The sequence below is a fragment of the Nocardia sp. NPDC052566 genome, from assembly GCF_044547285.1.
In the GTDB taxonomy this organism is placed as follows: Bacteria; Actinomycetota; Actinomycetes; order Mycobacteriales; family Mycobacteriaceae; genus Nocardia.
The window spans coordinates 271,687-290,316 of record NZ_JBIUAF010000004.1 but is presented as its reverse complement, the minus strand read 5'-3'; the positions used below and the strand labels follow the sequence as shown (position 1 = coordinate 290,316).

At 63.5% G+C, this 18,630-nt stretch carries 19 protein-coding genes; all 19 read left to right on the top strand.

Annotation, left to right across the window (positions count from 1 at the left end; translation table 11 throughout):
* Nucleotides 1-58: 58 nt before the first annotated feature.
* The 19 genes from ACIG5A_RS21070 (at nt 59) to ACIG5A_RS20980 (ending at nt 18,627) form a co-directional block, all read left to right on the top strand.
* Nucleotides 59-2,575, top strand: a complete 2,517-nt coding sequence (locus tag ACIG5A_RS21070) for a hypothetical protein (RefSeq protein WP_397242429.1) — start codon at nt 59-61, stop codon at nt 2,573-2,575.
* Nucleotides 2,572-3,471 (top strand): phage tail protein, encoded by a 900-nt coding sequence (locus ACIG5A_RS21065; RefSeq protein WP_397242427.1) that lies wholly within the window; start codon nt 2,572-2,574, stop codon nt 3,469-3,471. The genes ACIG5A_RS21070 and ACIG5A_RS21065 overlap by 4 nt, the downstream gene beginning before the upstream one ends.
* On the top strand, nt 3,471-5,093 hold the full coding sequence (locus tag ACIG5A_RS21060) for a phage tail protein (protein ID WP_397242425.1): 1,623 nt from the start codon (nt 3,471-3,473) through the stop codon (nt 5,091-5,093). Before ACIG5A_RS21065 ends, ACIG5A_RS21060 begins: the two co-directional genes overlap by 1 nt.
* Before the next feature lie 21 nt (nt 5,094-5,114).
* Nucleotides 5,115-6,158: a hypothetical protein gene (locus ACIG5A_RS21055; protein ID WP_397242423.1), complete on the top strand. Its 1,044-nt coding sequence runs from the start codon at nt 5,115-5,117 to the stop codon at nt 6,156-6,158.
* 6 nt (nt 6,159-6,164) lie between these two features.
* Nucleotides 6,165-7,241: a hypothetical protein gene (locus ACIG5A_RS21050; protein ID WP_397242421.1), complete on the top strand. Its 1,077-nt coding sequence runs from the start codon at nt 6,165-6,167 to the stop codon at nt 7,239-7,241.
* A complete protein-coding gene (locus ACIG5A_RS21045) occupies nt 7,238-8,293 on the top strand; it encodes a hypothetical protein (protein WP_397242419.1) in 1,056 nt (351 codons plus the stop codon). The genes ACIG5A_RS21050 and ACIG5A_RS21045 overlap by 4 nt, the downstream gene beginning before the upstream one ends.
* 75 nt (nt 8,294-8,368) lie before the next feature.
* Nucleotides 8,369-9,673 carry a hypothetical protein gene (locus ACIG5A_RS21040; protein ID WP_397242417.1) on the top strand — a complete coding sequence of 435 codons (1,305 nt, stop codon included), beginning with the start codon at nt 8,369-8,371 and terminating at the stop codon, nt 9,671-9,673.
* Complete coding sequence (locus tag ACIG5A_RS21035; RefSeq protein WP_397242415.1) at nt 9,673-9,960, top strand: hypothetical protein; 288 nt, start codon at nt 9,673-9,675, stop codon at nt 9,958-9,960. Before ACIG5A_RS21040 ends, ACIG5A_RS21035 begins: the two co-directional genes overlap by 1 nt.
* Nucleotides 9,961-9,976: 16 nt before the next feature.
* Nucleotides 9,977-10,420 (top strand): hypothetical protein, encoded by a 444-nt coding sequence (locus ACIG5A_RS21030; RefSeq protein ID WP_397242413.1) that lies wholly within the window; start codon nt 9,977-9,979, stop codon nt 10,418-10,420.
* An 86-nt stretch (nt 10,421-10,506) separates the two neighbouring features.
* A complete protein-coding gene (locus ACIG5A_RS21025; protein ID WP_397242411.1) occupies nt 10,507-10,905 on the top strand; it encodes a hypothetical protein in 399 nt (132 codons plus the stop codon).
* Nucleotides 10,906-10,990: 85 nt separating this feature from the next.
* Nucleotides 10,991-11,389 (top strand): hypothetical protein, encoded by a 399-nt coding sequence (locus tag ACIG5A_RS21020; protein ID WP_397242409.1) that lies wholly within the window; start codon nt 10,991-10,993, stop codon nt 11,387-11,389.
* A 23-nt stretch (nt 11,390-11,412) separates the two neighbouring features.
* Nucleotides 11,413-11,937: a hypothetical protein gene (locus ACIG5A_RS21015; protein WP_397242407.1), complete on the top strand. Its 525-nt coding sequence runs from the start codon at nt 11,413-11,415 to the stop codon at nt 11,935-11,937.
* 91 nt (nt 11,938-12,028) lie between these two features.
* The gene (locus ACIG5A_RS21010) at nt 12,029-12,616 is read left to right on the top strand and encodes a hypothetical protein (protein ID WP_397242405.1); all 588 of its coding nucleotides are present in this window, start codon (nt 12,029-12,031) and stop codon (nt 12,614-12,616) included.
* Between the two features lie 69 nt (nt 12,617-12,685).
* Nucleotides 12,686-13,462 (top strand): N-acetylmuramoyl-L-alanine amidase, encoded by a 777-nt coding sequence (locus ACIG5A_RS21005; RefSeq protein ID WP_397242403.1) that lies wholly within the window; start codon nt 12,686-12,688, stop codon nt 13,460-13,462.
* Complete coding sequence (locus tag ACIG5A_RS21000; RefSeq protein ID WP_397242401.1) at nt 13,459-13,713, top strand: hypothetical protein; 255 nt, start codon at nt 13,459-13,461, stop codon at nt 13,711-13,713. The genes ACIG5A_RS21005 and ACIG5A_RS21000 overlap by 4 nt, the downstream gene beginning before the upstream one ends.
* Nucleotide 13,714: 1 nt before the next feature.
* The gene (locus ACIG5A_RS20995) at nt 13,715-14,011 is read left to right on the top strand and encodes a hypothetical protein (protein ID WP_397242399.1); all 297 of its coding nucleotides are present in this window, start codon (nt 13,715-13,717) and stop codon (nt 14,009-14,011) included.
* Between the two features lie 74 nt (nt 14,012-14,085).
* Nucleotides 14,086-14,391 (top strand): hypothetical protein, encoded by a 306-nt coding sequence (locus ACIG5A_RS20990; RefSeq protein WP_397242397.1) that lies wholly within the window; start codon nt 14,086-14,088, stop codon nt 14,389-14,391.
* Nucleotides 14,392-14,533: 142 nt separating this feature from the next.
* A complete protein-coding gene (locus ACIG5A_RS20985; RefSeq protein WP_397242395.1) occupies nt 14,534-18,034 on the top strand; it encodes a hypothetical protein in 3,501 nt (1,166 codons plus the stop codon).
* Nucleotides 18,028-18,627, top strand: a complete 600-nt coding sequence (locus ACIG5A_RS20980) for a hypothetical protein (RefSeq protein WP_397242393.1) — start codon at nt 18,028-18,030, stop codon at nt 18,625-18,627. The genes ACIG5A_RS20985 and ACIG5A_RS20980 overlap by 7 nt, the downstream gene beginning before the upstream one ends.
* Nucleotides 18,628-18,630 lie beyond the last annotated feature (3 nt).

Genomic DNA, 18,630 nt, shown 5'->3' with positions numbered 1-18,630 from the left:
GCACGGGTGCTGGTCTGCGGACGCGGCCGAGAAAGTAGATGCGAATGTGGAGAAACAAATGAGCTCCGATGTGCGGACTCCGCCGGACTCGAAGCGCCCTGAGCAGTCGCGCCCGCCGGTGATGGCTATGCCGGACATCCTGGCCATGACCACCAACGGCCAGCCCGCTCCCGGCAAGAAGGTCACACTACCGAGTGGCGCCGTCTGGGAGGGCGGAAAGACCAGCGGCACCTCGATCATCACCCTGCCCGGCGACGAACCGATTCTGGTGGCCGGTGATTCGGCCGAAGGGATCACTGGTGATTCCGTCCAGGTCGGTTCGCTCGCGCAGGCTTTTCATCAGATCCTCGGTGCGGTACCGAGGTTCTTCGCCAATTGGATGTCCTCCGGTGCGCTCAACCGCTACAGCCCGGACGGCAAGGATGTAAAGACCCGCACCAGGGTCGTCCGGATCAGTTCGAAGGCCACGCTGTCCAACCCGGCGCGAGATCGCCACGGCGACAGCGATTCCGACGACGAGATCATCGACGAGACCGGCTCCGGGTCGGAAATCGCCCGCCGCACACCGCGGTTCGCCAGGGGCGGCCGGGTGTACGGCGAAGGCGGTCCGCGCGAGGACAAGGTCCTCGCCCGGCTCTCGCCCGGTGAGTTCGTGGTCAACGCGGCGGCGACGTCGAAGGCGCTGCCGCTGCTGGCCGCGATCAACGGCGGGTGGGTGCCTTCGCCCACCTACCTCGACGGCATGCTGCCGGGCTTCGCCGACGGCGGTCTGGTCGGCGCCTCGAACTCGAATGCGCAGTCGTGGCGCGACCTGCTCCGAAATCCGATGGGAACCACCGGATCCGATGGGGCGTTCCGCCCACAGGACTTCGGCCTGTTCGGTCTGGTGGCAGATGCCTTGGGCGGCATCGGAAATGCGGCTATCAACGCCGGTGGCGCCGCCGGAGCCGCCATCGGTTCGGTGATTGCACCGGCTTTCGGGCCGGGTGGTGTGCTCGGCACGCTGTTCGGGTCTGATGCGTCGAACAACGGCTCGACCACAGCGGCGGAAACCCGCTCCAAGCCAGCCGATCTCGGTGAGCCCAACCCGCTCGATGCCTCGATGCAGGTGAAGACCGAGGGCAATCCCGCGGCGCTCGGCCTCGGCCGCGCGTACCAGGCCCCGATGGGGTCGTTGCAGATCCGCAATGAGGACCGCCAGAACGAAGGTCTACAGCCCGAGGGTGTCAACCAGCTCGGCAGTTTGTCCAGCGCGCTCGCGCAGGGCATAGTCGGTGCGGCGACCGAGGCGGGCAGCCGGGTCGGTTTCGCCCTCGGCTCGGCACTCGCGCCCGCATTGGGGCCCGACGGACAGTTGGCTCCGGAGATCGGCGCCCAGCTCGGCAGCCTGATCGGCGAGAAGTTCGGTGGCAGCCTCACGGCGTCGATGACGTTGAGCGGCCAGACCGGCGGCCCGGCCGCCGGCGGGGCGAACAGCCTGGTTGTCGATGGCTCCGGAGATGGCGGTATCGGTGGTGACGGAACTTCTTACGTCCCTAGGTCGTCGGAGTCGGGTGGCGATGCCGGTGGCGGCGGAAGCACGTATTCCGTTGGCGGGGGCGGTGGTTCGACCATCGTCGCTGGCGGGTCCGGTGGTACGCAACAGTCCCCAGCCAATTCGCTCATCGTCCGGAACCGCAAATCGAACAACGGGCTCCAATCCGGTCAGCAGACCGATTCGGACGGAAACGTCATCCCTGTGGACACGAGCCTCGGCGAGGGAGCGTCCCCGACCGACGGTACCCCCGCGGCGTCGATCCCCAGTGCGCAGACCTTGGAGCTCGGTAGCGAAATCTATGACCCGAAGACGGCTAGTTTCAAGGATTATCTGAATGCCGCGGGCGGCAAGGTCGCAGGGGACGCCGTCTCCTCGGTACTGACGCCGATACTCGGCGACAACGCCTCGGGGCTCGTCGAGGCCGGTGCCACGGAGGGTGCCAAGGCAGCCGACTGGCTCGGCGATCTGTACAAGTCCGTCGATCCCGACGGCAATTGGTCAGCGCCTATTGCCGCGATAGTCAAGAAATACACCGGCGTCGAATGGACCCCGACGAACAATACGGGCAAGACGCCCGAGATGACCGACGACCAGAAGAACGGACTGGCCGCACTTCAGGGCGGCATCAGTGGCTTCCAGCAGCACGGCATCGTCGGCGGCATCACCGGTGCGATCAAGGGCGCGGCCTCGAACATCGGCAGCACGCTCGGTACCGCCGCAGGCACTTTGGTCGCCCCGTTCCTCGGCCCGCTCGGCGCGATGGCACCCGCGGTCGGTTCGATGATCGGCTCGATGGTGGCCAACACCGCCGCGGAATTCATCACCAAGCCGATCGAGGTCATCGCCAGCGGCATCAAGGAGGAGGTCGGCAGCGGCTTCGGCCTGACCGACCTCGCCAAGGGCCCGGGTGGACGCACGATGCGCGGCGACATCTTCAACTTCAACGGTATGGACCCCAAGAGCGCTTCTATCGCGGTCGAACGGGTTCGTCGGCGTCGCTCGTTGGCGCAACAACGCGGAGGAGGGCTCGGACGATGACCCACCAGCTTTTGGAAAGCCAGAGTACGAAGGTCGTCCTGTGGGACGTCAACGGCCGGGTGTGGCATCTGTCCGGCGCGAACGCCGGGCGTGAGGGCGTGCGGCTGTCGAATCAGAACGGATTCATGTTCGCACCGGTGCAACTGCTCGTGAACGAGGGCGCGCGCCAGGACGGCGCGACCTTCCAGCGCTCGGTGCGTGCGAAGAAGGAATGGGATTTCATCGCGGTGATCTCCCAATCGGCGAAAAGCACTGGTGTGAGCCCGGTCCGGGATTTCCATGCGGTGCACGACGCCTGGTTCCGCGGCTGGTCCACCGACAAGCCGAGCACCATCGGGTTCTACACCAAGCATCAGGGCTGGCGATTCCAGCAGGTGCAGCTCGACGCCGCGCCGGAGGCCGTCGGCGATATCGATCCGGCGCGCAATGCGATCGCGCTGTACAAGATGTCGGCGACCGCGATGGATCCGCTGGAGCGGCATTTCGACGAGACCTCGGTGTGGACGAACACCTCGGGCCTCGGTGAGGGCAGGGTGCGGGCGCGCAATGCGGCCGATCAGCCCGCGTGGCCGCGGTACACGATGAACGGCCCTGGGCGCTGGGCGATTCAGGACTCGACGACGCTGGTCGACGGCCAGCCGCGTGTGGTGCAGACCCCGCGGTTGGACGCCAACCAGACGCTGCGCATCGATACCCATCCGCGACACCGCACCGCGCGACTGTACTCGGGCACGCAGACAAAGACCCAGAACGTCTGGGCTCAGCTGGCCGGCCGCCGCTGGCTCGCTCCGCTGCAACCGTGGAGCGCCACCGATCTCATCGTGCAGGTCGACGGCGGCAATCTGCAGTCCAGTCTGATCGTTTCGGTCACGCCGCGATCGTCGAGGCCGTTCTGATGACGACTCCGGCATGGGATCCGCAGGCCGAAGCCTTGCGTATGGACAAGGCCTTCAAGGAAGAACAGGAGCAGCAGCGCAATCCCGATGTGCTGGTGCGCTATTGGGACAAGTTCATGCGGGAGGTGGGTGAGGAGCACAGCTACCTTTCGCTGGAATTCACCTACCCCCGCAACTCCGCGGGCGGGCTGAAGATGATCTGCCCGCGCGACATGGTGCATTTCGACCACATCTTCAACAATCTCGAAGACAAAGAAGACGCCACCATCCCGATCACCGTGAACACCAAGGGGTTCCGCTGGGATGGCTACATCACCAAGGCGTCCATCATCCGGGACGAGCACGGTGTGGAAACCGTCGACATCGAGGCGATCCACTGCTGGAATCACATCGCGACGATCTGCTGCTGGGCAAGCCCTTTCGCGCCGGTTCTCGCGCAGTTCCCGCGCCACATGATCCAGTTCGGCCCTGTTCGCACCATCATCACCAACTACCTGACGGCGAACCTGATACGCCTTCAGGCGTCGGACTGGGTGCCGCGGCAGGATGCCGGGAAACCGGAGTGGGGCGGCATCGGCAACTCGCTGTTCCCGATCGCCGTCGTGCCGGTGGATCCGCTGCACGACACCAGCAAATGGAGCGCCGCGTCGGCGCGATTCGATATGGCCGACAAGCTGTTCGCGCCCATGCTCGAGGATTCCGGCGTCATGCTGACCGCCCGGTTCTTCCTGCCGGGCGAGGACGAACAGCCCGCCCCGGATTGGTTCTACCTGGACCGGCCGACGGTCGTCCTGGAGACGGTGGACAAGTCCGGCGTCACCGGCCCGACCGGAACCTTGATCGACGGAATCCTTTCCTGGATCGAGGAATTCTCCGGCGACGGAACCACTCCGATGCGGTACCCGAACCTCGATTCGACCACCGAATACGAGGCGGTGTACGGAGAACGCCTGAGCCAGGGCACTTTCCGGAATTATCCGTGGGTCTGGTACTTCGAAGGCGAGTACTCGGGCATCGGCCGTTCCGAGGTGGCGCTGCACAAGCCGACCGCCACCGACATCATCGTCGGCGGCCGCTCGCCCGGCTGGGTGAACGCGGGCATCGAGTTCGTGATCAAAGGCCTGCTGTCTCTGATCGGCCTCGGGTGGTTGTATCGCGGTCAGCTCAACGATGTGTTCCTGGCCTGGAACGTCTATCGAAATATGGACCGGGTGCATCGCGCCGGTCCGTACGCCTTCCGCGAGCTGTACATCTCGGGCAGCGATAAGGCCTTCAACCTCGACGGTCTGGTCGCCGCCCGCCAGGGCATGCACCTGACCCGCGGCTACACCAGCAAGCGGGTCACCGTCGAAGACAACGCCCCCTACATCCTCGGCAAGGACTACGGGCTCGGCGATCAGATCGGCTTCGCGCTCGACGGCCAGATCTTCACCGACTACGTCACCGAGTTGACCTTCGTCGACGACCGCGAGACCGCCGCGAAATGGCAGATCGTGGTCGGTGACGGGTCCGATGAAGAGGACTCGATCATCAAGGCGTGGCAGCGGCTCGGCCGCGTCGCCGCCGCGATCAAGGATCTGGCCACCGACGTCGGCGCCGATCTCGACCTGCTCATCTTCTGAGCCTTTCGAAGAGGAGAAACCATGGCGGACATATCATTTCCCGCCCACGTAACCATCAGGCGGGAGCTCGACGTTGACGGGCTGCCCGTGCTTTCCGCACAGACGACCGTCTCCAGCGATGTCGCGAAGACCGATCTGCCGCCGGGGCCACTCGGTGAACCCGGCCGCCGTGGCCGCCCGCGCAGCACCTTCCGGAAGATGGGGCAGATCGCCAACGCGGCGGCCAGGCCTACCGGACTCGGGGCGGAGGACCGCGGCAAGTGGTGGCATCGGCTCGACGACAATGGCATGGACGTCTGGACCGGCACCGAGTGGCGGCATTCTCCGGACGCGGTCGGTCCACAGGGGCCAGTCGCCAAGCCGACCACGATCACAGTCACCGAGACGAAAAGCAACGAGAACCTGACTATTCCGGCGGTCGAGTTCAGCGGCGCCGGCACGGATCAGAAGCTGAAAGTGACTGTCCCCGCCGGACTTCCCGGCCCGAAGGGGCCCGCAGGCGCGTCCGGAAAGGTCACCGAGTCACCGGATTACGACAAGACGCGAGACCCTGGCAACGGCAGCGTTTTCGCCTACGACCGGTCGAGCCGGAAGTTCCGGGCGGTGGCCGCACCACTCGGGGCCGGTCCATGGTCGTGGTTCCAAGAGGATTTCGCGGCTCAGCGGCTCGAGGACACCGGCCGTGTCGAGGCCGGTACGTACACGATTCCGGCGCTACCCTTCCGCTGGCGTCCCGTCGTCTACGGGCATTGCTTCAACATCGCCCTCGAGAACAATGCCTCGGTCGCCGCGGAAGTAACTGTGCGGCTGCACCATTCGCAAGGCGAGATCGTCGCCACGTCGATCGCGGCCGCGGGCGGCTGGTTGTACATGCCGATTACCCCGTGCTACCGCGATGGCAGCACTTCGAAAGTCCTTTCGCCGACCTCGGATTTCGCCGTGGTCCCCGCCGGACAACCGGCGAATCTGGTGGTCGCGACCGAACGGGTCGGCGGTGGCGGCGTCAAAATCGGGTTCTCTCCCGAACGCGCGTCGCTCGTCGTATTCGCGGAACCCATCGAGTGAGGTGAGATGTCCACTGTAGGCGAGTATTTCGCATCCACACAGATTCGGGGCATCGACGAAGGCGTCGGTGCGCCCGGTGTCGTGCAGTCCATGCACGGCACACCGCGCGACGGTTCGCTGGAGTTGATGACCGGCACACCGGGAAAGCAGGGCCCGCAGGGCGAGCCCGCGAGGCCATTCCGCTGGGAAGGCGACATCGCGGATCAGAACGCGCTCTCGGCGCTTGCCCCCAAATTGAATATGGCACAGGCAGGTAAGGCGTGGCGGGTACTGTCCACCGGCGCGCTGGTGTACTGGAACGGCGCCGGATTCGATGAATTCACCGATGCTTTCGGCGCACCGGGCCCGGATGGATTGCCGTGCACCGTCGCCATCGGCGCGGTCGACACCGGACCCGTTGGGTCCCCGCTTCAGGTGACTGTGACGGGAACGCCACCCAATCTGACACTGAATCTGACGGTTCCGCGCGGCGAGAAAGGCCGCAAGGGTGATCCCGGTGGTCCGGGGCCGATCCGCAAGGCGCCGGACTACGCCGATGGCACCCACAACGACCGGAACGTGCCGGTATGGAGCACGACCGCTGGGCAGTGGAAGCCACGGCCCTACCCCGGTTTGCGGGGCCCGTGGACCATTCTCGAGGGGCGTTCCTGGGACGGCGGCCCCGGCTTCGTCGCCTCCGCGTCGGGCATCAACACAGCCACGAAAACTGTTGCCCAACTAAATATTCCACCACAAGATACCGACTGGCGTCCGATCGTCACCGGTGGTGTCGTTGTGCGTTCCAACGAGAACTGGAATCAATTCACCACGCGCATCGACGCGGAGGTTCGCATCGGCTCGCCGACCGGCCAGATCGTCGCCCTCGGTTCCGGTTTGGTTACCGGCGCCAGCACCCGCGCTCGATTCCAGCCCTACTACGCCACGCGCGGGCTCACTCCGGACAGCATGGTCGGCGTCGTGGCAGCCGGCCAGCCGGTGACGCTGTATGTGGTGTTGAACAGGACCACGGGCGAGGCCGACTACGAATACTTGCAGGCCGACGCACAGATCGTGTGCATGGCCCGACCCGTGGGGGCACCGTGAGCACCGAAAATACCGCTGACGCACCGTCGACCGTCGTCTACGACGACGACATCATGATCACCATGCGTGGGGTCGCCGATTCGATCGGACTGCCCTACACGGTGAACCCGTTCGACCTGGTCGATCGGCAGGCCCTGGTCGAACTGCGCGAGGGCGGCCAAGGCGCGACCGGGCCTGAAGGCGAACCGGCGTGGCCCTGGCTGTGGCAGGGCGACATCGCCGACGTGGCGGCGCTGACCCAGCTCAAGCTCACTGTCGCGGATGCCCGCAAAGCCTGGCGGGTCGTCGCCGAGAACGCCATCTACTACTGGACCGGTATGGAACTTGTCGCGTTCGGCAAGGCCTTCCGTACCGCCGGTCGGCCGGGCGCGCCGAACCTGCTGACCGGATCCGCCGTCGCAGGCGCCACAGGTTCGGCCGCGGCCGCCCGGGTCACCGGCACGGCACCGGCCCAGCAGGTGGAGATCACCTTCCCCCGTGGCGCGACCGGCGATGTCGGAGATCCCGGTACCGCAGGCAGGATCCAGGACGCCTCGGATGTGCTGATCAACGACGAACGCCCGCTCGGTCAGAACTATGTCCTGTCCTGGGATGCGGCAAGTCAGCGGTTCCGTCCGATACCGTCTCCGCGGCCGGTTGGACCGTGGGTGATCGGTGAGAAGCAGTTCGCCGCCAGCAAGGGAATCACCGATCCCACGAGAGTCATTGCCACCATGACGATTCCAGCGCAACCCATGGCATGGCGCCCGCTGGTCGAGGGTGGCGTGCAGATCCAGACCGAATCGCCGACCCGCTGCAACGTCGAGGTCCGTGTCGACAGTCCCACCGGCGATCTCGTCGCGGTCGGTTGGAGCCACCGGGTTTCCAGGATGGCGTACTCGCTGGTCTCGCCCGGCTTCGAATTTCCGGCGCAGCCCAGCGCGAAATTCGGTGTCATACCAGCGAATAAGACGGCCACCCTGTACATCGTCGCGCACCGCGTCGAAGGCGACGGCAGCTACAACATGTACGCCACCTACTCGCACATGAACGTGCGCGCGCTGCCTGTGTAGCGGGACCGAGCGCGTCAATCCTCCTCAAACCGGTATGCCGCTTCCGGCTGCCCGCTGTCCGAAAGGCATTGATCCATGGCCGATCTGCCCCCGTTGAAGTACGGCAAAGTCGTCGGGCGCTTCCTCGCGAACGTCATCGACGGCGCCGACATCGGCGACACCCCCGAATTCCTGCCGCTGACCGGCACGCTCACCTTCACCGCCGACGCGCCGAAAGTGCTTGTGCCAGGCGCGCAGTTGGGCCCGGCGACCTATGTCCAGCTGCCGAGCCACTACGAATGCCAGCTGGATTCGTTCGGCTTCATCACCTGGCGCGGCAAGCCAGGTGTGCGGCTCGTCGCGCCCGGTCCCGCCACCAATCCGTCGCAGTGGACCTGGCGGGTGTCGTTCGATCTGTCCTACGACGGTGAACGAGTTCCGATGGACTCGTTCAGTTTCACTGTGCCCGAGTATATTCCGGGCGCCGATCCGGAGAACCCGGATGCGGGTTCGACCGGGCTGGTCGATCTCACGCTGGTCTCGCCGGTGCCGGCCTCGCCGGGCAACGCTGTCGTCATGGGACCTCGCGGTGAGGGCATCAAGATCGACGGTCAGGTCGGCACCTACGCTCAGCTGCCCGCGACCCCGGCCGAGGGTGCGCAGTACGTGGTGAAGGCGGACGGGCTGCTGTACGTCTACCACGCGGCGGCGGGCGGCTGGCTGCCGAACGGTCAGGGTGTCGTGATTCGCGGCCAGGCGGGCACCACCGACTGGGCGGGTATCACCAACAAGCCCGCGACGTTCGCGCCGATCATCGGCGACACTTCGACGACCGCGGTTGCCGGTGACGATCCGCGGCTCACCAACCCGCGTACCCCCGTCGCGCACACCCACACGGCGAACCAGGTCACCGATTCGACCGCGCTGGGCCGATCGGTACTCACTGCGGCCAACGCCGCCGCCGTCCGCACCGCCATCGACACGATCGCGAGCACGGACACTCGGCTGACGGATGCTCGCACACCGACGCCGGCCGGTCAGATCTACGACATCGCTTTCAAGTCGCACAGCGGAACTCGTGCCGCGGGTGCGGGCAATGTGATGCCGGAGGGCCTGCGGATCGAGCGGAAGATCACGGTCAGCTCGGTGACCTACCGTGGTGAAACCGCGGGCACCGCGAACCTTGTCGTGGAACTGAAGGTGACCAACGGGAGCGGTACGACCACGGTCGCCGGCTCGTCGGCGACCATCGCCCCGGCGAATCAGACTGCGGATACCACGATTACCCCCGGTACGCCGTGGACTTTCAACGCGGGCGATCGGGTGACCGTCGTCATCACCACGCTCGACACCGGCGCCGGTAAGGGCCTGCAGGCGAGCCTCAAGGGGGTGACCGTCTGATGCCGGGCATGTCCGCGGGCTGGCCGCAGCCCGACGAATCGTCGAATGGCAATGAAGCGCCACTGGTCGAAACTCCGCCGGGTGACGGCCAAACGCCGTCGGAGCCGGGCACTGCCCCTTCGACGGGGACCGGAACGGTGCAGCGGACCGAGCTGTTGCTCAACGGGTCGGTCCTCGCGTCCGGTCCGGTGTCGAGTGGTCCGGCGACCACGTTGACCGCGTCCGCCGATGCCCAGATCGCCGTGGGATCTGTTCTCGAACTGCGGATCTCGGAGATCCCCCAATAACAGGTGGTGATCGACAATGCCTTTCCTCGTCGCCGCCGGTGTCACAAATGTCGTGACACCGATGGGCGTCAACAAGAACGGCGACCAGACCGTCGCGGGCGGCACCACCAACGTCAAGCTGACCGGCTGGACTGTGCGCAGCGGCTATCCCAATACTGTGATAAACACGGCCGATGAGCTGGTCGCCAACGGACCTGGCGCCGTTGTCATTCGAGGACGCATCGAGGTCGTGGGAAATCTGCGCGTCAACGAGTCGCGCAGCTTCGACGTGATGCGCAACGACGCCCCCATCCAGACATTCACCAGTCGCGAACAGTCGGTGGTCATCCCGGACACCAATACGACTCTGGCGCCCGGAGATCGGGTGTGGGTGCGCATGACCGGTACTACGTTTACCGGCTACACCGCGACCATCAAAAGCGGTGCGACCCTCACCTATCTCCTTTTCGACCTCGATTAGCCGGATCTCGGCGACCTTCCAGCGATAGGTGGTGAACAACCATGCCTTTCATCATTGCCGCTGGTGTCGCGTATGCCGTGACACCGATGGGCGTCAACAAGAACGGCGACCAGACCGTCGCGGGCGGCACCACCAACGTCAAGCTGACTGGTTGGACTGTGCGCGGTGGCTACCCCGATACCGTCCTCAACGCGGCCGGTGAACTGGTAGCCACCGGATCTGGCTCCGTCGTTATTCGTTGCCGCATAGAGGTTGTCGGATCTATGCAGTTCGGCGAAACGCGCAGCTTCGATGTGATGCGCAACGACACCCCCGTCAAGACGTTCACCAGCGGTGAACAGTCGGTGATCATCCCAGACACCAATGTGGTTCTGGCACAGGGAGATCGCGTGTGGGTGCGGATGACCGGGACCTCGTTCACCGGCTACAACGCGACCATCAAGAGCGGCGCGACCCTGACCTACCTACTTTTCGACCTCAGCTAGCCACCTGCATGGTGGCCTTTTCCGAACGGAGCACTGAATGCCGCTAATGATCATCAGCGGTGCGGATTCATCCCCACCATCTGCGATGACAAAGAGCGGCGCCCAACCGATGGGATCGAGCTGGAGTCCGGTCAAGGGCTGGACTGCCGACACGATCGGGTATCCCGGATCCACGGTTTCGGGTGATGGGTTGCGCGTGCAGAGCAGCAAGATCGGCGCTGTCGTGACGGCAGTTCTACCGTTCTCCGGCGGCTCCGGCGGTTTCAACGGCACGCTCACGCAGCAGGCCCGTTTGTGCCGCAACGGAAACCCGGTTCAGCTCGGCGCCGAGGTAACCGGTACGCCGGGCGTGCTGCGAGTCACCGCGACGTTGGACCTCACCGCAGGTGATCTGCTCACGGTGGAGACCATGTGCACCTTCGGGTTTCAGGGTGCGGCCGGCTCCATTACGGCCGGGGCGGGCACCTACGTCCTCATCATCTGATCAACCGCGCACCACGGACTTCGATGGCAGCTGAGCGGTCCGATCTCGAAATCGCGAGAAATCGCTCACGCCATCTATTTTCGGAGTTCTTGATGTCCTTGATCATTGTTTCAGGAGTATTGGCGTTCGTGCCGTCCGGTATGACGAAAAATGGTACGCAGGCAATGCCCACCGACTGGGCGCAAATCACGGGTTGGACCGCTGACGTCGGTAACTATCCCGGCTCTGTTGTTGTCCCACCGAATAATTCGGGGCTCAAGGCGCTCGGCACGAAGCAGCCCGCTTCGATCGCCGCCGCGGTGAAGTTCACCGGTGCCAGTGAGGGCTGGGGCGGAGTCACCACACTGCGGGTCCGCGTCCGCGTCAACAGCACCGTTGTCGCCGCCAGCGATCCGATCAACGGGCCCGACGGGACATTGCTGCTCAACACGCCCGCCAATATCGCCGAGGGGGATGTGGTGACCGTGGAGTGCATGGCCACAGTCCAATCCGGCGGCCAGGCGGGCACCATCTCGTCCGGTGCCACCACCTATCTGCGGATCCTCTGAAGCCCGTAGGCGAATTACCGGTCTTATCTGTCCCGCACTAGATTTACGAATATCTGTAAACCCGGCCCTCGAAATGGATACGAGACTTCACATGACCTATCGCGCTGTCACTGTTACCGGACTACCTAGCCTATTGAAATATCATATCCCTGGTTTTGTCCGTATTGATGAGTTCCGTCAGATCAATAATCGCGGCGACTGCGAATTCGACATTGTTTTCGACGACACCAAGGTCCACGAAGTGACTGAAGTCAGAATTAAAACAGACTCCTCCTCCCCAGAGCTTCCGCCGAATGCGTACGACAAGCGACTGGGCACCATCCGCATCGCTAGCGGGACCATTCACTACTTGTACTGGTTCGGCCAAGTCGTTCCGCCCGAGTACGACGGTGTCAGTGTCATGGTTGTCGCCGGTACGCCGGACCGGCTCGACTTCTATGTCCCCGGATTCATGCGTATCGACCACTACCGGCAGCTCGAGGACGAGCGGGTGGAGCTCCATGTCGTATACGACCCGAAGCGCACCAGCGAAATCCACCACTTGGCGTTCAGGACCTGGGACAACGACCCCGATCCGGTTCCTTCGCCCAGCACACTGGGTATCTACTATCGCCGCGCCTACGGCGGCTGGTCCTACCTGCGCTACGAGGACACGATCGTCGCGCCGCCCGCGAACTGAGCCCGCGGAATTCAGCTCGCCCACGGTGTTTCGGGCGCCGCGATGTCGATCGAGAAAGTGAGAACAACTATGTCTTGGACCGGTGATCCGGTATGGCTCGCGGACGTGCTCCGCGAGGAGGGTCTGCGGGTCGTCGAATTCCCTGGCTGGCGTGAACGCGGCCACGGCGACTTCGGTGACATCTGGGGCATCGTTGCCCATCACACCGGCAGCTCGAATTCCCCGGCGACCGAAATCGCCTATGGCATCCCCTCTTTGGAGGGGCCGCTCTCGCAGCTCCATCTGGCGCAGGACGGCACGGTGACCGTGGTCGCGGCCGGTGTCGCCTGGCATGCGGGTGCGGGTTCGTGGCCGGGGCTGCCCGAGGACAACGCCAACTTCCACACCATCGGCATCGAGGCCGTCAACAACGGCACCGAGGGCTGGTGCGAAGCCCAGTACGACGCCTACGTGGGCTGCTGCGCGGCGATTTTGCGCAAGCTCGGCCACGGCGCCGATCGCGTGATCGGCCACAAGGAATGGGCCGGACCCAAACAAGGCAAGTGGGATCCCGGCGCCATGGATATGGACCAGTTCCGCGCCGATATCGCGGACCGATTGAAAGGCAGTGCACTGATGGCACTTTCGGATAATGAGCAGCGCGAGTTGCTCGACAAGTTGCGCCGGGTGCACTTCGAGCTCACCTACGGCTTCCAGTCCCGGGTCGCCGACTCGGAATACCGCGACACCATCGCGGGCTACGTGCTCAACTCCGACGCCGCGGACTACCGCAACGAACAACGTTTGCGCGCACTGGAACTCAAGCTCGACCGGCTGCTGGCCGCCGTCACGGAGGTGAAGCAGTGATCCGCGACAAGCTGATGGTCGCCATGGCGCACCTGATTTCGTTGCGCCTCAACAGGGTTCCCGAACCGGCTCTGGTGCGTTCGGTGCTGGTCGCGGTCACCGGCGTGCTCGCCTATGTGCTCGGCCGCCAGATCGACACCTCCTGGATCGAGTCGGTGCTCACCCTCTACGGCCTGCTCACCCCGGTGATCGCGGGCGCGCTCATCCGCCCGGCGGTCTCGCCTGTCGTCCGTCCGGACGGCGGGAGCTGATGTGGGAGCACTCGTAGAACCCGAGCTAATTCAGGCCGGCGGGGTAGCCATTGCCTCGGTGATCGGCGCGGTCACCGCATGGCAAGCCCGCGAGGTCACCAAGCTCCGTACCCGCGTCGAATCCCTGGAAGCCCAAGCGGCAGACGACAAGAAGCGTTTCCGCGACGCCATCCGCCTGATCCGCGCCCTGCAGCAGCACATCGACGAGCTGCGCACCTTCCTGCGCTTGCATCTCCCCGGTCAGGAACCGCCCGTGGCCAGCTATCGAATTCCCGCGTCTCTCCAGGAAGAGATCTGAATTCCACCGGCGTTGTCGGCGCAGCACCATCGTCTCACCGGCTGACTCGGTGACCTGACCTCAGGAGGCGCCCAATGGCGTTCAAAATCTTCCTCAACCCGATCGAAATCTGGGCCTCGGCACCGGGCACCTTCCCGAGCGGCGTCTACGCCAAGACCTCGGCGCTTATCTTCGAGGGCGACGGCCCGGTCCCGATCCCCGGCACCGGCGCCGTCCCGAACTGGCACGGCCAGACGGACCTGCGTTCGTCCGACAGCACCATCGATCTGTCGAATACCAGTCTGCGCCAACGACTCGTTGACCAGATCAAGCGCGACTTCGAGAGGTCGACCGGCCGCACCGGCACCTACGAAGTCGTGTGGGTCGACAAGCTCTGGTAACCCAGACTTTCCCCTGTCCAACCTGAAATACAAAGCGGCCCGGCCTGTTCCGGGTCGCTTTGTCGTATTTGCCGTCGAGTTCGAGGGGTTGAAACCGCGGCCTGTCCCTGTTTCCCAATTTCACAGTGCATGAGGTCCCGATATGGCGAGCAGCGATACCGTCCGTCCGCAGCAGACCGAGGCTGCCCCGTGGGCTGGTTCTCGTACCAATTACCTGGGTTCGCTGTCGCTCAGTGCCGATGAGATCGGTGGTTCCGCGGGATCGGTCGGCGGCAAGGTCTCGACGTATTACAACCAGAACCCGGCATCGGCGGCGCGACTGGTCGACCGTATCGATGTCCGCAAGAACCTGTATGCGCCCGAAATCGTCACTGTCGCAGATTCTTTCGAGACCCCACCGGCCGATTCCGCGCCGGTGGTTCCGGCGGCGGGTATCCCTCAGGCCAAGCCCATCAACGAGGAACGCGGTCTTGGTATGCCAGGTCCGACCACCAAGGAAGAGTCGGATGCCCAGCAGCGCCAGGTTGATGAGCTCGAGGCGCGGATCAGGGCACAGAACCAGCCGCAGAATCCGCAGGCCGGGAATCAGGCACCGGCACAGCCCGTCCAAAACCCGGTTCCGCAGCAGAACCCGCAGCCCAGCCAGCCGGCCCAGAATCAGGTGCCGCAGCAGAATCAGCAAAACGGCAACCCGCAGAATGGGAACCCGCAGGCAGGCGCGCCTGCCCCGGCTCCCCAGGCAGCCCAGCCGATCGCGTTGCCAGAAGAGGGTGTGCCGTGGGAAACGAAGGCAGACAACGGCGCTGTCGCGACGAGTGTGATCGTCCCGGGTACCGGCGGGCAAACAATCGACACCACGATCCGCAATGCCGACGGCACGATTACGCAGGTGCGATCCGTCTCCGACGGAAACGGTGGCGTAACGACGTGGACGGCCAACGCTGACGGCTCCTATTCGGTGCGCTACCCCGATGGGACTAATGGCGCTCCGCCGGGACAAGCGAAGATCTACACGGTTCCCGCCGGTAAGGATCCGTCCGGTTCGGCGCCGATTTCGAGCGATATCAGCGCCGACGGCAAGAACGTCCATACCGAATCCGTCAATCCGGACGGGTCGGTATCGCAAGCGGATTCGTGGACGCGTCAAAACGGTGCAGTCGAAACCGAGCATATTAATCCGGACAACTCGAGATATGTCACCCTGGCCACGCCTGGTCAAAACGGCGCAATCGCGACAACGAATATCGGCCAGATCGACTCGAATGGTTTCGGCTGGCGGATCGACGAAGACGACATTCGATGGGATATCACGCCGACGCGCCGAGAGGGCTATGACGCCAAGAATGAAAAGTTGCATGTGCTGGAAAAGGAAGGGGACAACTACCGCGAGAAGATCTACGACAGATATGGACGTCCGGTCAGTGATCAGGTTTACGGGCCCAATGGTTCTCTCCTGTCCGGTTGGGCCAACACGGAAGGCGGCGGCAGGGCGGACGTCTGGTCACTACAGGACGCGCAAAGGAAATTCGACGAGCTTGTCATAGCAAAATACACGAACAATCCACTGTTCAGGGTCAAAGATTCGGACATTCTTGATGCTGCACAGCAACTCGCACTGATCAAATCACTGAGTGTCGACCCTGCCGCGAGATTCCAAGTAATGGTTAAGGACGGCAAGCTGGTTCAGGTCAGTCTGGCGAGCCTGGATGGTATCGAACGTACTGCCCTGTGGGATGAGAAGAAGAAGGAGCCGTACAAGTTCGATCGGTATCCGAACGGCAAGATAATCGACCAGGACGGAAATGAACTATTTGTAGTTAACGGTAGTTTTGTTCGAGTCGGCAAAGATAATAAGGTAATCATTCCGGATAGTCGTATCTCGGATGCTGTTCCCAGTCGATTCATCGAATCGAGGAGTGATAAGTACGAACTGGCGCCGAACAGTGATCCGCTGCACAAGTTCGATGCCTGGTTCGTTTACCGGCCAGCCGACCAGACTTATCATGAAATCACCGAAATAACGCCTCCTGGTGGTGTGTCTGCGGCGAAGTTCTATGCGGTGCAAGGCGGGGGCGTACTCGTTCAGGAATCTCCGGGGAGCGATCCAGGACGCCCTGGAAATCTGAAATGGGCGACCGACCCGGGTCGGGTGCCCAGCTTCGGTGAGCTATACAAGGGCACTCTTATAGAGGCGGCCTGGCTCGTCGCGGGTGAGGGCATTGGCTACCTCGCCGTCCGGGCAGGCTCGAAGATTATTTCGGCCTTCCGTAATGCGCGCAGCGGAACATCGTCGGGCGGCGTCGGAGATGCGGCCGCGCAAACAACAGCCCCGCGTGCCGGACTGGTACCTGGTGGTGCGAACGGTTCAGGTTCCGGTTCGCAAGTCGTTGCGGCGCCACGTGGGCCGCGGGCCGGGCAGGCAGCGGACGGCGTGAATGGTCCAGGCTCCGGTTCGCAAGTAGTCGCGGCGCCTCGCGGGCCGCGGGCCGGGCAGGCGCCCGATGGTGCGGATGGCTCGGGAGTCGGTTCGCAGGTGACCGGCGGGTCGCGCCAACCGGCGGCCACCTCGACACCTGCCACCCCTGGCAGAGTTGGCGGCCCAGAAGCCAACCCGCACACCACGTTCCCGTCGCAGCCCGCACCCACCCGGCAGCTGCCTTTCGACGGCCGGACACCGTCGTCGGCGAACAGCATCGTCCAGTCTGAAGAAGCATTCGCCTCGATATTCAACCGGGACGTATTCGAATTCGAACTCGAAGCCCAGTTGATGATCGCCGCCGAACGGCAGGCGATTAGAGCCGGCGGCCGCGTACCGGAAGTAGTCAACAGTGCCAGGACGCCACCGAGGCCGGGCAGTGGCACGCCACCAGTTCGCAGTGGAGGTACACCTGGCGGTGGCGTTGCGCGGGGCGGAACTGGTGGTGGCACTGGGAGCAGCGGTACCGGTGGCGGAGCTGGTCGCGGTGGTACGGGCGGTGGTACGGGTCGTGGTGGTACGGGCGGTGGTACGGGTCGTGGTGGTACCGGTGGTGGTTCCGGCGGCGGCCGACCACCATCATCAGGGACATCGCCTCTGTGGAGGCAGATCAAGCGAAAGCGGCTGAACAAGAAGGCAGATGTCGAGCCGTCGCGCGATCCGGTACCGACTATGAATGCCGACGGGTCCTATACGATCCGACTCGAAAGGAAGGACCACTGGAGCAAGAAGGATTTTCGGCGCAAGGTTGCCGTGCTGAAGCGAGCTTCCGACGACGGAAGACTGTCCCGCAAACCTGACTCGGTCGCCGCGCGCGGTGGAAATTCTCAGAGTACTCTCCGCACTAAGTTCAAGAAGGGCATCGAAGATGACTTCAATGCCGAGATACGGAATATTGAACGACGGTACCAACGAAAGTCGATAACTCAAACCGAACGTGATACGCTACGCGCTGAGGCGGAGGCATTACGGGATCGGCGCTTGGAGAGGTTCAAGACGAAAGAGATGGACCACCTGCAGGAGCTTCAGCTGAACGGCGCCGATGATATTGGCAATCTCGGGCCCATTGAGAACATCACAAACCATGGCCTCGGGCAGCAGATCAGGAATCAGCTCGCTAATGTGCCCGATGGCGCCAAGGTAGTAATTGAGGTATTGAAATGGTGAGCCCGTTGCGATCAGAAATCGCGGAGAAAGTCGATCGACTTCGATCGCTCCTGCCCGAAAGAGGCGAATCGGACTTTTTCGCTATCTTTCCGCCTGGGGCCGATCTGGATAGTGACGGTATCATTGCTGATTATTGCCAGTATATGAATTTCCTTATTGACTCGGATGAGGTTTCGATTGCCGTAAGGCCCGGTCTGGATGATCTCCGATTGCCTGATGCCATGGTTGAGCTGTATCGGATTACCAGTCATCCGGACGCCGATGTTATCGAACTGTTCAGCCAGTTCGATAAAGGTGAGATCATGGATTCCGGCGGCGAGGTTCACCGTTCGGAAGAACACTGGCTGACAATCGGGTTGATCGGCAACGACCGCCTCCTTGTCAGTTTGGTAACTGGCGAGGTCATGTTCTCGGACCAGTATTTCTGGCGATATGGTGAGGAAGACTCCTCTCGAGTAGTTGCTCCGGACATGCTCACCTTCTTCAATGAATGTATGATAGGTGCGAGATATGCAGAATTTGTGCATCCAGATGAACTCGAGAATCCGGCGGGCTGGTATCGTTTTCTTCGGGACAATCGATTCTTTTCGTGAATC